Annotated in this window: 10 protein-coding genes, 1 pseudogene and 1 riboswitch; of the genes and pseudogenes, 10 read left to right on the top strand and 1 reads right to left on the bottom strand. The window is 47.7% G+C overall.

Annotated elements, in window-relative coordinates; translation table 11 throughout:
- Nucleotides 1-846, top strand: an 846-nt coding sequence (locus AXFE_RS20075; protein ID WP_160291862.1) for a putative transposase, incomplete at its 5' end; no start/stop codon positions are given.
- Nucleotides 847-1,407: 561 nt separating this feature from the next.
- On the opposite strand, the pseudogene AXFE_RS13355 reads toward AXFE_RS20075, so the two are convergent.
- Nucleotides 1,408-1,785 (bottom strand): annotated as a pseudogene (locus AXFE_RS13355) (HipA domain-containing protein); the annotation flags it as partial.
- 263 nt (nucleotides 1,786-2,048) lie between these two features.
- Between AXFE_RS13355 and AXFE_RS13350 the strand changes: the two are divergent.
- From AXFE_RS13350 to AXFE_RS13300, 9 genes are all read left to right on the top strand, one after another.
- On the top strand, nucleotides 2,049-2,954 hold the full coding sequence (locus AXFE_RS13350) for an EamA family transporter (protein ID WP_052606457.1): 906 nt from the start codon (nucleotides 2,049-2,051) through the stop codon (nucleotides 2,952-2,954).
- A gap of 1,553 nt (nucleotides 2,955-4,507) precedes the next feature.
- A riboswitch (guanidine-I (ykkC/yxkD leader) is annotated at nucleotides 4,508-4,601 on the top strand.
- Between the two features lie 76 nt (nucleotides 4,602-4,677).
- Complete coding sequence (locus AXFE_RS13340) at nucleotides 4,678-6,414, top strand: ABC transporter substrate-binding protein (protein WP_052606455.1); 1,737 nt, start codon at nucleotides 4,678-4,680, stop codon at nucleotides 6,412-6,414.
- 25 nt (nucleotides 6,415-6,439) lie between these two features.
- Nucleotides 6,440-8,419, top strand: a complete 1,980-nt coding sequence (locus AXFE_RS13335; RefSeq protein ID WP_052606454.1) for a dipeptide ABC transporter ATP-binding protein — start codon at nucleotides 6,440-6,442, stop codon at nucleotides 8,417-8,419.
- Complete coding sequence (locus AXFE_RS13330; RefSeq protein ID WP_200891287.1) at nucleotides 8,416-9,264, top strand: ABC transporter permease; 849 nt, start codon at nucleotides 8,416-8,418, stop codon at nucleotides 9,262-9,264. Before AXFE_RS13335 ends, AXFE_RS13330 begins: the two co-directional genes overlap by 4 nt.
- The gene (locus tag AXFE_RS13325) at nucleotides 9,264-10,337 is read left to right on the top strand and encodes an ABC transporter permease (protein WP_082058751.1); all 1,074 of its coding nucleotides are present in this window, start codon (nucleotides 9,264-9,266) and stop codon (nucleotides 10,335-10,337) included. The genes AXFE_RS13330 and AXFE_RS13325 overlap by 1 nt, the downstream gene beginning before the upstream one ends.
- Before the next feature lie 103 nt (nucleotides 10,338-10,440).
- A complete protein-coding gene (locus AXFE_RS13320) occupies nucleotides 10,441-11,571 on the top strand; it encodes an agmatinase family protein (protein ID WP_052606452.1) in 1,131 nt (376 codons plus the stop codon).
- Between the two features lie 6 nt (nucleotides 11,572-11,577).
- Nucleotides 11,578-12,402: an N-acyl homoserine lactonase family protein gene (locus tag AXFE_RS13315; protein ID WP_052606461.1), complete on the top strand. Its 825-nt coding sequence runs from the start codon at nucleotides 11,578-11,580 to the stop codon at nucleotides 12,400-12,402.
- A 1,086-nt stretch (nucleotides 12,403-13,488) separates the two neighbouring features.
- A complete protein-coding gene (locus AXFE_RS21080) occupies nucleotides 13,489-13,614 on the top strand; it encodes a hypothetical protein (RefSeq protein WP_268749160.1) in 126 nt (41 codons plus the stop codon).
- Nucleotides 13,615-13,873: 259 nt separating this feature from the next.
- The coding region (locus tag AXFE_RS13300) for a winged helix-turn-helix transcriptional regulator (RefSeq protein ID WP_152626094.1) at nucleotides 13,874-14,431 on the top strand (558 nt) is incomplete at its 3' end.

Raw genomic sequence — 14,431 nt, 5'->3', positions numbered from 1 at the left:
ATCGAGGATGGCGTTTCATACCTCTATGAGCTGGCTGATAGAGGTATCTGTCTGAATCTCACAAAGGAAGTTGACGGCCAAAAGACCCTTAGCTGTCGTCAGATCACCAGACGTAGGGAAGGTGGTCGCCAAAACCCAGATAGTAACCTCCCGCACCGATGCCAGTGCGTCAGAGATAGCTCATCGTATGTTTGCTCGCTGGCGTCAAGAGAACACTTCGCACTCGATGCACTCGATTCCTACAGTTTTTTAGGAGACGACCCTTTTCGCATGGTCCCAAATCCTGCGAAAAAGACAGCCCAGGCTGATTTACGCAAAGCACGTCTCGCCCTATCTCAGGCAGAAGCAGCGATAGGTATCGCACTCGAGGAGTCGAAGCGGACATCTTTGGTGAAGTTCAAGACACAAAATGCAGAACTCACAGCAATAACAGAAAAGGCACGAAGCGAAGTTGACCGCCTCGGCCAAGAGGTCCATGATATCCCCACCCGAGTACCACTTAATAGCATTCGCCCAGAGGCGGTACTCATGGACGAGGAGAGAAAGCTCGTGACTCACGCAATCCGCATGTCTACCTACAAAGCGGAGTCGGCCTTAGCCCGCATGATCGCACCCATCTGTCCGATGGACGAGGCGAGGGCATTGCTACGTGAAGCATTCAATTGCGCTGGTGATCTCCAAATCGTCGATGGAGCACTTGAGATCCGGATCGACCCGTTATCTGCCCCTCGACGCACCAGTGTACTTGTTTCATTGTGTGAACAACTTACGTCCTCAAAAACCTGCTATCCGGAGACCAATTTGGTCATGCGATTCTCGGTCAAAGATCGACCTGGGATCTCCTGAACTTTATCCCCCATGTCAGGTGCCCTGGAGTCGGAAGCGGTGTCGGTATTTGTTTCTTGAGCACCAACTGTAAAGGAAATTAAAACGGTTTAAACAAATCACCGAACTGTTATGACCAGTAATTGATTTAATCTGGCGATTTTGAATGAAGTGCATTCGTAAACACTTGCAGAAACTCCCCGTGGAACTGAAGCGATCCAACAGAACAAATATTGTTTGGTGCATCTTTTGGCTCAATAACTAGTCAAAAAAAAGGCCCCTGGGTGAGAGGATTAAAACGACATTGAGCTTACGTTATTTGAGAACTGCCATGCAACGAATAGATCGCTCGTGGACTTTCTCTACGAGCCGCGAAGGTAACGAGCTGCCGAGGTTAGATACCTCTGATCTTTGCGATACTTCATAGAAGGAATTGCTTATGCGATCTACAATCTCTCTCGCTCTTGAGATGACCGAGTCGGTGTCGAGGTTTAGCTCGCCCGCAACTGAGGGCCAAGGATCTCGATTTTGATCTATCCAAACGTGATATGACCCTCCTATCTTCATTGCGAAGCGGAGTTTTCACTCATGCCCGCTGTATGGAAGGCCTGAAGCCACATCATTGAGTGGTGCAAACCTAGTTTCTTGTCCGCGGATCATGATCGAGTAATTCTTTGCATGTGCATCAGTTCCTCCAATGAACCAATTCCATATCAATGCCTCGACGAAGTGCCATATTGCTTCTTCCGCTGCTGTTGGTCTAAGTGCCCTGCGAAGGAGTTTTGCAATATCTTGGGGCGACTGACCACCTTCGTTTTGGTACTTTTTTGTTGGAATGCCTCCAGAAGCCTGACACAGATCTTCTTGGTGGATCCTCTTTATAATTCCACCATCGACGTAGCGGTCGTAACGATCGGAAACCACGGTAACAACTCCGCCAATTTGTTCCAAAGATGTTCTTACGGTCCGTAGCCGTTTAACTACCTGGTAGGTTTTGGGGTGCTGTTGATTTTAGTCAATGACGCTTGAGGTACAGATAGTCGACCTCTAAGTGGTTGTGATGTCGTTTATCACTTTTTGTGAGAAATAGTTGTCTCTTGGCTTTACGACGGTATCGAATCGGATTACCTTGATCGGCATGGATGGCCAAGAAACCAAGCATACTAGCGTGAATCTTGGGCGAATGTAGAAATGAAATGCCATTTCATCTAAGGATTTAATAAGTGGGTAATTTCAGAACGGGCAATACCTCGAAGGCCGGATTTTTGGTGGCTGGCGGTGCGATCTCTACGCAATTTGGTGCGGCATTCGCTACTCGTCTGTTTCATTCCATAGGGCCCACTGGTGCGGTATCTCTTCGAATTGGATTTGCAGCGCTTGCTTTGTTGGTCGTGAATTTGCCTAATAGAGACAAGCTTGCGAAGGTGCAAGGGCGGGGTCGAGATATTTGGGTTGCAATAGCATTTGGTGTGGTGCTAGGGGCTATGAATTTGACCTTTTATGAGGCGATTGCTCGTATTCCATTAGGCGTAGCCGTGACGATAGAGTTTGTGGGTCCCCTTGGAGTTACCATAGGTGGGTCTCGACGGTTGATGGATCTCGCATGGGCAGCTTTGGCGGGTATTGGTGTAGCTCTTCTAGCAGGTAGGGGGCTGTTGGGCGGCGAGATTCGCCACCTGAACCTCCTCGGTGTCGGATATGCACTTTTGTCAGGCGTATGTTGGGCTGGGTACATTCTTCTAAATTCTGCTTCAGGGCGGCGATTTAGAGGTACAACCGGACTATCGATTGCGATGGTTGCAGCGACGATCGTGATCTTGCCCTTTGGTATCGTTCGTGGCGGGTGGCATCTTCTAAGCTTAGATAGCCTCTGGGTTGGATTTTTGGTGGCACTACTTTCTTCAGCTCTACCGTACTCCTTAGAAATGTACGCCCTTAAAAGGGTGACATCTCGTGCTTTTGGCATATTGCTGAGTCTGGAGCCGGTCTTTGCCGCACTTGCTGGTCTTTTGGTCCTGGGGCAGAGGCTAGATATGGTAGAAGTGGCTGCTCTTGTCATGGTCATAGTCGCCAACCTGGGAAGTGCGTGGTTTGACTCCAATAGGTCCGCAATTGTTGTCGACATATAGAGTCCACAGAGCAACATCGCCTCGATTTATTGCCCTTATGAATATTTCTTTTTAATAGGTTCTTACATCTAGTCTTGACCGCCCTACCGAACTCAAAAGGCCAACATCTTCTCGGTGGTGTAATAAAAGATGGGTTTTGGAGATCAAGAATCGGTTCAAGGGTAAGAGTAGCGACAGACTTTTGGGTTTTGGGTGCAGTTGACGACTGTGCCCGGAAGATGGCGTTCTTTATTTGAGATTTTTAGTGTATCGTCTTCGATTTATTGGTTATCTTCTGGTTCATGGAGCTCTATGGCGTTGGCCAATCAAAGACATGACGACCAGTGGCCGCATTGACGGGGCACCAATGGAAAAAGACAGCAGTGATATCGAATAAGTCAACCTCCATCGATGGTATTTTTTGGGATTGATGAAGTTTGAATTTATCGAGCGCCCAAGTGAATTTTCGTTGCTTGGCTTGTGGAACACAAAGATACTGAGCCTATATGCGATATCCGACCTGGCTAGATCGTTTAATATTATTTCATTGAAAGGATCATTTTCCAACCTATCTAACCAGTTCTCAACCAACCAAAATTGTCCGACTGCAGCCCTTGGAAATTCCAATAATAAGTTTGGCTATCTCTGACTAGGCGCAATGGCCAATTTGTATTGGCCCCATTGACCAACCTGGTCTGAGTTCCTGGGCTAGTAAGCCTATGGATCGCTAGCCCTTTAGTCCGAGGTACCTTCAGGTGGTCTTACTTTTTTGCGCTGAGGCTAACTTGGCTTTGCTTTTAAGTGTTGAAGAAGATGAAGTGCTAAATGACTAGATCCTGGTCGTCTCCATTTACGTTCGCCCATTTAATTTTGCTTAATTTTCCATAAATTGCTTCTATAGCTGACCTCATTTGAAAGTCTATTGCCATGCTTGGTGACGGATATCCTAGAAGATTTGCATTCAAAAAGATTCAAATTCAAATGTCCTCTCTAGCCTATTATAGGTGCTAATTGGCATTTGGATTGGGTAATAGCATTTCGTAGTTCGATTGACTTGTGTTGTTTGTGCTTTGATCTATTGCGGATAGCTTGATATTACCAAATGATAGCAAGGTATAACTCAAAGAATCTATTTTGATTGAGATTGGATTATCTAATTAGATCAATCATTTGAAATTAGTTTTTTCAGTTGAGCGGGTTCGCCAATCGAACCCACTGGTGGGATCTTGGCCTCCAGGCTGGGTGTCACTCTTAGTAAGTGGCATCATGAGGTAAGGGCTAGAAAATAGCTAAATATAACTTTCATGATCAGGGTGATTTCAGATTACACCATTTCAAGTCGTAGATGCATCGATTGGAACGGGTGATTTAACATCGTGTTCATGAATGTGCATACGGTTTAGACCAGGAGCGATCTAACATTATTTGCATTGAAGAAGTTATCGAGGTGCAGCGGCTTGAGGTCAATCTAATTTGGATCGTCTCTACCTGTGGTATCAAAGTACTTTTGTAAAACTGATTAGGACGGAAGGGCAAAGTTGGCTTAATAGGGAGTGATAAGGTCAGATTTGACAATTATAAGCGTCTAGGGTTCCACGGTTTCCGGTTTGGTCCGAGAGATGCGAGCGGTATAGTGCCGCTACACGGAGGGATAAAAGCCCGGGAGGTCTAATAGCTTCCGGATTAATTAACTCTGGGAGCGCTATTTCTACGGATAAATTAAAACTTAAAAGGAGCTTTGTTTATGCCAAGCAAACCTATATTATTCCAAGCAGCTTTTACTCTAAGCGGTATTGATAATGATAATCAAAAGGAGAACCCTCGATCGAGGTTCTCGAGATCAGGCAGTTACAAGACGGGCGGTTACAAGAGAGGTGCAATATTTGCGGCTGTAGCCTCGATCTTCTTAGCGGCCTGTGGTTCTGCGGCCTCTTCCGCTTCTTCTTCGGCAGTGGCTGCTACTGTGGGATCACCGACCTCCAAGACCTTAAATCTCGCATTTACTGCTGATACGCAACCGCCAGATCCAGACGTCTTTTATGCAGGCCAAGGTCTCGCTATCACCAATTCGGTCTACGAGGGATTGGTACAATACCAGCAAGTACCAGTCAACTATACCGGCGATCTCACCTTTACCCCTCCTGCGACACGCGCGAAGATCGTAGGTGACTTGGCAACTTCTTGGACTGTTTCACCAAATGGCCTAACTTACACCTTCAATTTGGTAAAAGGGGTAACCTTCCACGATGGAACTCCATTTACCTCAACCGCGGTCGCTGCCTCCTTCGCTAGGAGGAAAGCGGTAAATCAAGGTCCTGCCTACATGGTCTCGGATGTTACCAGCGTGAATACCTCCAATCCTTATGTTGCTGTGGTTCACCTAAAGCAACCCGAGAGTGCATTTTTGGATTACCTGGCTTCTGCTTATGGTCCTAAGATGGAGTCGCCAACGGTCCTTAGTCAACACGCCGGTAAAGATAACGCTCAAACATGGTTGGCTACCCACGACGCAGGTACGGGGCCTTACTATATTTCATCTGTAACTCCAGGCCAGGAATACGTTCTAAAGAGCTACCCTAAATATTGGGGAGCTAAACCCTACTACACGACAATTAATATAAAGATCATTCCGAGTATCTCAACTCAAGAGCTAGAACTTAGATCTGGTAAAATCACCATGCTTTTGCATGGCCTCTCCACCTCAGCTATTGCAAGTTTCCGCTCGGATCCGTCTTTTCACGTCTATGCGGTACCAACGCTTGAGACGCCGATGTTATGGGTAAACCCTAATTCGAAGTTGCTCTCTAGCTCCGTGGTTCGCAACGCCTTAGCCCAAGCGATCAATCGGGCGGAGATTGTCAAGTTTATCTATCCCGGACGGGCAAGTGTTGCAAAACAGATCTACCCGGTAGGAGAGTTGCCCTCGAACCTAGCGGTCGACAATCCGACCTACAATCCGAAGGCCTTGGCTAAAGTACTTCCGAGTAGTGCTGCTTCTACGACGCTAACTCTAGGTTATGATGCTCCATCTCCATCGGATGCTCAAATGGCTGCCTTGATCCAAACGCAATTAGCGGCCGCTGGCCTTCACGTGAATGTTCGAAGCTATACCTCAACAGCGCTGTATGGATATGCTGGGAACCCAGCTGGAGCTCCTGATCTTCTAGCTGTGACAAACTGGCCAGATGCTCAAGCTCCAGACACCTGGGCGCGAATTGTAATGACGCCAACCGGTGGATTGAACTACCTAAATTGTTCAGTTCCAACTGGAACCAGCTACCTCAATCAGGGCCTTTATACAACATCAGCTTCGACGGCGCAAAGCTTTGACGCTAAGGCCGGTGCCGCCTTTGCTGCTTCGGGCTGTTGGGATCCCATTGCCAATAGGGGAGATACCGTAGTTGCACCGACTTGGATGAAGGGTCTAGTGCATCAAGTTCCAGTACCCCGAACGCTTGTATTGGCTGATCTACACCCATAGATCTAACGACGAATGAAGATGTGAGATGGAAGATACTTTGGTAAGTCCACCAGATATTCAAATCGCCCGAGGCAATAATGAGATCGCCAGCGTCGTCGGTCTCAACGTATGGCTTAGGCGCGCAAGACAAGAGAGCCATATCCTAAAAGACGTTGATCTAAAGATCGGAAAAGGAGAGATAGTAGCACTAGTAGGGGAGTCGGGATCAGGCAAGTCAGTGTTGGGGATGACACTTTTAGGCCTTCTTCCTAAGAGTTCACGCCCTCGAATCGAAGGCGAGGTCTCTATTCTTGGCTCTAAGATTACCTCGATCTCCCAAAAGGAGCTTCAAGGGTTACGGCGTCACTCACTAAGTGCGATCTTTCAGGATCCGATGAGTTCGCTAAACCCATCGATGAAGATTGCAAGCCAGATGAAAGAGGTCACCAAGGAGTTAGATCGTGCCCTTTTCGCCCTTAGGCAGGTGGCCATAAAGGAGCCAGAATCTGTTCTTGGTAGGTATCCTTTTGAGCTTTCGGGCGGACAACGTCAACGAGTCATGATCGCTATGGCCTTGGCAAAGGAGCCAGCGTTAATTGTGGCGGATGAGCCAACTACTGCTCTTGATGTGAGCGTTCAGGCTCAGATTCTCTATTTGATTAAGCAGCTTCGAGCAGACTTTGGTACAGGCTTTTTATTTGTAACACACGACCTTGGCGTAGCTGCAGAGATAGCTGATACCGTCGTTGTTCTATTGGCTGGACGGGTCCTAGAAAAAGGTCCCACCAAAGAGATCCTCTCTTTTCCGGCTCATCCCTACACAAAAGAGCTGATTGCCTCTCGACTGACAATGGATCAAGATCAAAGCTTGCGATTGCGAACAAATCCTAAGGATCAATTTGCTGGCTTTAGCAGCGATGGCTGTCCTTATGCAAATAGGTGCGAGAATGCCCTTGATCTCTGTTTGGTCGAGTTCCCTGGGGTGAGCATGGTCCAAGATAATTGGACCATTGCTTGCCATAACCCTTCACCTTCGCCAAAAGCCGTTGCGGTTGAGATTAAAACCATGGAGAGACGAAGCGATCTAGATTGGAATAAAAAGGTGGTCTTAGAGGCCATAGCTATTGAGAAGAGCTTTCAATCACGCACAAGTCGCTCGGGGTCTCGTCAGGTCCTAACTAATGTCGATCTTACGCTTCATCAGGGTGAAGTTGTGAGTTTGGTGGGTGAATCCGGATCGGGTAAGTCAACCTTTCTTAGGATTTTAGCGGGCCTTGAGAAAGAGTCCTCTGGGACGATAATAAGACACGACGACACAATGCCAAAGATGGTCTTTCAAGATTCCGGATCGTCTTTGACTCCTTGGCTTAGCGTGCGAGAACTTTTGAAGGAGGCCCTTTCTTCTAAGACCCTTTCTAAGGCCGAGATCGCTAAAGAGGTTGAAGATGTGGCTGCAAAGGTGGATCTGAGTACACAAGTGCTCAACTCCAGGGCAGCCTCATTATCGGGAGGACAACGCCAGCGCGTAGCCATCGCGCGATGCGTTATCTCTCCGCCTTCGGTGCTCCTTTGCGACGAGCCAACGAGTGCACTAGATGCCTCCTTGGTTGCTGGCGCCCTAAATTTGCTTCTGTCGTTATCTGAATCTCTTGAGATGGCCATGGTCTTTGTCACCCATGATCTAGCGGTCGCACGCTATGTCTCTAGTCGGATCATGGTGATGTTAGGTGGTCGGGTGGTTGAGTCTGGCGACTCGAACGAGGTCTGTTCGAATCCGCTTCATCCCTACACAAGGATGCTTTTGGACTCTCTTCCCGGTGAGCGGAGAGGAAACTCTCCCCAAGAAGCCCTAGGTAGGCAGCCCGATATCTCGGGCGTGGACAATGAACTCAGTGCGGTCGGTTGTGCCTTTGCTAATCGCTGTCCCAATGCTATTGAGATCTGTCGAACTACCACGCCCGTCGCTACCTATATCTCATCGAACCGATATGCTGCCTGTCATCTAGTCAAAGGAGGTACCAAGTGACAACTCTTGCACCCGCCTTATCGAAACGCGGTGCCATACAATCTATTAGGTGGGATCGACATAAAATCGCAGTTTTGGCTTTGGCTGCGGTGACTCTTGTCGCTCTCCTGGCGCCGGTATTAGCACCCTATAACCCGCTTGTTCCTGTAGATCAACCCTTCATGGTTCCCTTTGGCGCAGCTCACCTTCTGGGTACTGATTCAGTTGGACGTGATGTTCTATCTAGAGTTTTATATGGTGTGCGTTCGAGCTGGCTCTCGGCGATCGCTGTAATTTCCTTCGGAGTCTTATTGGGCGGAACCATTGGAATGATCGCTGGAGTATCTGGCTCCAAGATCGATTCGATTCTTATGCGTATCACCGATGGCTTTTTAGCCTTTCCTGGACCTGTCTTGGCTATTGCGGTCGTCGCATCCTTGGGAGCTTCTCTGCTCCACACTTTGATCGCAGTTGCCATTGTCTGGTGGCCGTTCTATGCACGAATAGTGCGTGCTGAGGCTCGAGCGATAATGTCTCGCCCTCACATAGAGGCGGCTAAAACCTTTGGTGTTGGTTATTTTAGATTAGCTCTTCGTCATGTCCTACCAGGGGTAGTTCCAGCGGTGATTGTTACGGCTTCTCTAGATGTTGGCAACCTGGTGATTGCACTATCGGGCCTTTCGTTCTTAGGATTGGGAGCCCCAGCGCCGTCGCCAGAGCTTGGTGCGATGGCTGCTAGAAACCTTCAATATCTTCTTCAACAGTGGTGGGTTTGTGTGATGCCGGCGCTGGCGATAGCTGTAATGGCTATCATCTCCAACTTCGCCGGTGATGCCCTTAGAGATTTTGGTTCAAGAGGACAATAATGTCAGGTTCATTTTTCTTTATCAAATTTATACTTAGGCGAATAGCCGCAGCAGTAGTCATCGTTCTTGGATTGACAGCAGTCTTGTTTTTCCTTCAGAGTATCTCTCATTCCAATCCCGTCCATGCGATGTTGGGGGCGGGAGCGACACCAAGTGCTATCGCTGCCGAAAAGGTGAAATTAGGGCTTGATCATCCTGTCTTTGTCCAGTATTTTAACTATCTCTATGGATTGATTCACGGAAATTTAGGTATGTCCTATAGGACGAGGCGACCAGTTGCCTCTGATCTTGCGACCTATCTCCCAGCGACTTTGGAGCTAGCCTTTTATTCACTGTTACTTGCGGTTGTATTGGGTTTGCTACTAGGAGTGCTCTCTGCCGGAGAGTTTAGGGGTACTGGTGTTTTGCGTGCAATTCTGATTGCTGGTGCATCTACGCCGCAGTTCCTTCTAGCCATTGGGGGACTTTTGATCTTCTATGGCAAATTGAATCTCCTTCCAGCAACTGGTCGTATTGGAATAGCCAATCCCCCAAGTGGGCCAACCGGCTTTTACACTATCGATGGCATACTAAATGGCAACTTTGGCGTGACGATCGACGCCTTCAAGTACCTTCTTCTTCCGAGTTTTTCAGTTGCGATTGGTCCAGCTGTCTCAATCGGGAGGGTCTTGCGTGGATCACTTATTGAAGCGATCAGCTTATATTTTGTGAAGACGGCTAACTCCAAGGGTCTTTCGCGGGTTCGGGTCCTTACTGTCCATGCTCTAAGGAATTCATTGGGGCCAGCACTATCTATGACAGGTTTGCAGGCGGGGCTAATGTTTGCTGGCGTGGTGGTCATCGAGGACGTCTTTGCATGGCCTGGGATTGGATATTACACCGCTCAGTCGATTCCAAGTGGAGACTTCCCGGCTATAGCAGGTGTCACGCTGGTGCTTGGCGTGGGATATGTCATCATCAACACAATCGTTGACCTTGCTCAGCTCTTTGCCGATCCTCGGCTCCGTCATCTTGAGATGGCTAACGTCAAAACCAAGAAACCACTGCTTGGCCTTAGTGCCAATCAAGGGTAACTCCCCAAAGTTTCAAATCCCCCTCCCAGAGGAATTCGAGGGATTCACCCTTTGGTTCGTCATGGGAAAACTACATAACAATCAATAAGAAAGGGTATCTAAAATGAGCCACTCACATGATAATCACGACCACTACCAGCCTCGATATGGCAAGGAGGCAAAGTTCGCGGTCGAAGCCGAGGCGAAGCTTCCAACTACCATGTGGGAGAAGGAAAAGGCCTGGGCTCTCGAAGTTGGACTTCAAGGTGCAGATAGCTTGCGTGACAAGTCTATTCCCACCTTTTCTAGAGGTGAATTACCTCACTTTGCTGGGATCAACACCTTCCTAAAGGCTCCTTATCTTGAAGATGTTAGGGAGTGCGGACGATATGATGTTGCTGTCCTGGGCGCACCTTTGGATTCTGGAACCACCTACCGCCCTGGTACTCGCTTTGGTCCTCAGGGAATCCGGCGTATCTCTGCTCTCTATGGAAGCTATAGCTTTGAGCTTGGAGTGGACCTTAGAGAATCGATCACCATTGCTGACCTAGGCGACATCTTTACAATTCCAGCCAACATCGAAAAGAGCTTTGACCAGATCTCAAAGGCGGTCTCACACGTCTATGCCAGCGGAGCTCTCCCGGTCGTACTTGGAGGCGATCATTCAATTGGATACCCGACGGTGCGAGGGGTGGCTGAGCATTTGGATGGCAATTTGGGGATCATTCACTTTGATCGTCACGTCGATACTCAAGAGTACGATCTCGACGAACGCATGCACACCACTCCATGGTTTCATGCAACAGATATCCCAAATGTTCCACCTAAGAATTTGGTCCAGATCGGAATCGGTGGGTGGCAGGCACCTAGACCGGGCGTAGCAGTTGGTCGTGAGCGTCAAACCACCATTATGACGGTAAATGATTGTGTGGAAATGGGGGTAGTAGAAGCGGCTGAGGCTGCAATAGAGGTTGCCTTCGATGACGCCGAGGCGGTATGGCTCTCCTTCGACGTGGACTGTTTGGATGCAGCCTTTGTGCCAGGGACGGGTTGGCCAGAGCCGGGAGGATTCCTACCGCGAGAAGTATTAAAGATGATTCAGATTATCGGCTCTAAAAAACTCGCTGGAATCGAAGTGGTTGAGTGCTCGCCTCCCTATGACAACGCAGATATCACTTCTCTTATTGCTACCCGAGTTATCTGTGATACCTTGGCGTGCCAGGTGCGCTCGGGCCACCTTCCTAGGTTAAAGTAGGTGATAATGGTTGGACATTCTTCTGCTGTAAAGCAAGTAATAATGCTCACCCTGGGATGGGAGGAGTTACCAAAGGCCTGGTCTGTTCATGGTTGTGATCCTAAGGAGAGGCTCATCGAGCCAGTGCCAGCTCTTTTGATCGAGACGATTGACGGTTGGGTGCTTTTGGACACTGGCTTCAATAAGGCTTTGATCCAAGACAGCGCTCTTTATGACCGTTTTCATTCAGAGTTTTATGAGATAAAACCTATTCTTCCGGCCTATGAACTAGATCCTCTCCTGGATGCCCTTGAGCGTCATGGACTAGAGATCGATCGGCTTTTGGCCGTTGGTGTAAGTCATCTGCATAACGACCATTCCGGTGGCTTGCGCCACTTGGGAAGGAGTAAAACTCCCATTTATATCCAATCCAAGGAGTTGGAATTTGGCTTGGGGGACATTACGAAGGCTCAGAATCATGGTTTAGCTCGAGTTGACTATGACGATCCAAGACTTAACTATTCAGTGATATCTGGGGATGTTGAGATTGCACCTGGGATACATGCAATCTCAACACCTGGCCATACACCAGGGCATCAGAGTTTTATGGTCGATTACCCCCAAAGTAATGGATCAAAAGGATTCATCTTTGCTTTTGATGCTGGGGATTTGGTGGAGAACTTTGAATTAGAGTTGGCAATCGGTGGCTTTATCGATGTAGATGCAGGTGAGACGATCGATCAGATTAGGAAGCTAAAGTCGTTAGCAGTTAAAAATAATATGACCATCGTACCTGGTCACGACCCCGATATTTGGCCAACTACACAAGAAGGTCTCTCTAGAATCTGCTGAGATGCGTTTTCTGCTTCTCATGGAGCTATGGGGTTCGTACACATTGTTTCCGTCAGTGGATTGGTGTTGTGGTTTCACTAAAGGGTGAACCCTGAATATTCAAGGATAAATCGATGTGATCGTTATTGGCCCGCCATGGCTTTTCAAAGTCCGCCCTTGAGTGCTTTTGAATTTCAATTGTGAATATCAAAGCACCAAGGGTCCAGAGAGGCCAATTAGTTCAGTTGAGGCCCTTGGATGAAATCGACTACATCTATCGAGGTTTGGCAATGCAATAGTTGTTTTGGTGAAGCGAAGCCAAGCTTTGCTTCATCAAGAACCTGAGTTCGGGTCGCCTTCGGTCAGAGTCTTTTGGCATAATCTCCAAAACGTACCCTCTTCCTATTTGACGATGGTAAGTTGGCCGTGAACTCATGATATCGTGGTTTGCTGTGACCCGGAATATTGGTTTGGCTAATTCGGACATATCTCGAGCTGAGGACAATTGACAACTCGTGATCTCCCGAACTTTTTGTGTTGTTCTTTGGGCTTGCAAATGACGATCCCAAAGAACAACACAAAAGATCATTATTTTCCCTCGTGAAACCATAGCTATATAGGCGTTGGCTTTCAACCGTTTCAAGTGGTCGATGGTCATCATCGAAACCTTCAAGACAGAAGTTCCATCTTTAGCCATTTGCCGCTGACATTGCAATACCACAATGAAAATATCACGTTGACATGCGACTAGCCACCACCTCTTTTTATAGATCTAGACGGGGACGATATCTGATTTGGCTAGAATAACTGACCTTTTTGAGCATGGCGAGAATGGCAATAATGGTGATTGAAAGACCCTTCGCCTCGACTTGAACTTCAATGATCAAGATTCAACTATGGTGCTCCTTCAATTCATTAGAAGTGCTATTTGACAATTGCTTGTGGACTTTTTGGAGTTGTAACGGCCAAGCCAAGAACGCAATCCAAAGCTCACTTGGTATTTGTACTAAGGATTGGGGCCTGTTCCAAAAATAAGCGCGACCACCTTGAAGCTAGATCAGATTCATTGATTTGGATTCTAGTTCGGAGGCTGAAAAGGAGGAAGGATTGGCCCCAAGAGTTCTGTGCGATTTTGATTCAAGCGTAGGTGCAGTATTATATATAGGAAAGGAGATACTTGGAAGTATCGCTCATCTAGACGGGGTCGCTCGTTTAGCTAGTGTCGAGGCATAGGCGGTTGGGTGGTCGTTCTGAAAGATCGATTAGTGGGGTGCTCTAAATTGATTATCTGATTGATTATCTTTGCCAAATCAAGCAACTAGTCCTGTCTGACTTTTCCACAATCTTTGGACCGCCTCGCTGAAATCTTTGGACCATGATTCCACAATCTTTGGACCGCCTCGCTGAAATCTTTGGACCACCTGATTCTTTATCTGATTAACTTGCTTTGGCGTCCCAAAAAATGTGGACGCCAAAGGAGGAATGAACATAAATGGCTTCAAAGAAATGGAAGGTGGATATGAAAGATATCCGTAATTTATTGGCACTTGTAGCCAAGGGTAGTTACAGCAATAGAGAGATAGCAACATCGCTTGGTATCTCACACCAAAGCGTAAGTCGACATCTCGATAGGCTCGCCAAAGCAGGCGTTAGTACCCAAGAGGCATGCGACCTTGACGATGAGGCACTCTCTGCTATCTGCTATCCAAATAGTCCGGGTCCAAAATCCAATGGAAAAGTAATGCCGAATTTGGATGCAATACTCACAGAGCTAGCCAAGCCGAACCCACCAACTCGCAAAGTACTTTTTGACGAGTATTGTGAGCAATTTCCCGATGAGCACTATGGATATTCGCAATTTGCCGAATTTATCCGTCAAGCCAAAAAAGACCGTAGTCTCACGATGCACTTAGAGCATGTACCAGGGGATCAGTTATTGATTGACTTCGCTGGGGATAAGGTGGGAATCTACTCATCGCCAGGTGCTAGTGATCCCGACTACCAAGCCTCTATTTTTGTTGCTACTCTTGCCTTTTCAGGCAAGACATTT

Origin of the sequence: Acidithrix ferrooxidans (assembly GCF_000949295.1) — a bacterium.
In the GTDB taxonomy this organism is placed as follows: domain Bacteria; phylum Actinomycetota; class Acidimicrobiia; order Acidimicrobiales; family Acidimicrobiaceae; genus Acidithrix; species Acidithrix ferrooxidans.
Note: the sequence above shows the minus strand (reverse complement) of the source record. Positions and strands in the feature narration are given on the sequence as shown.

What these genes read in the sequence shown, in the direction of transcription:
- AXFE_RS13340 (WP_052606455.1), top strand. Translation starts at nt 4,678, where the DNA reads ATGCCAAGCAAACCTATATTATTCCAAGCAGCTTTTACTCTAAGCGGT.
- AXFE_RS13335 (WP_052606454.1), top strand. Translation starts at nt 6,440, where the DNA reads ATGGAAGATACTTTGGTAAGTCCACCAGATATTCAAATCGCCCGAGGC.
- AXFE_RS13325 (WP_082058751.1), top strand. Translation starts at nt 9,264, where the DNA reads ATGTCAGGTTCATTTTTCTTTATCAAATTTATACTTAGGCGAATAGCC.
- AXFE_RS13320 (WP_052606452.1), top strand. Translation starts at nt 10,441, where the DNA reads ATGAGCCACTCACATGATAATCACGACCACTACCAGCCTCGATATGGC.
- AXFE_RS13315 (WP_052606461.1), top strand. Translation starts at nt 11,578, where the DNA reads ATGGTTGGACATTCTTCTGCTGTAAAGCAAGTAATAATGCTCACCCTG.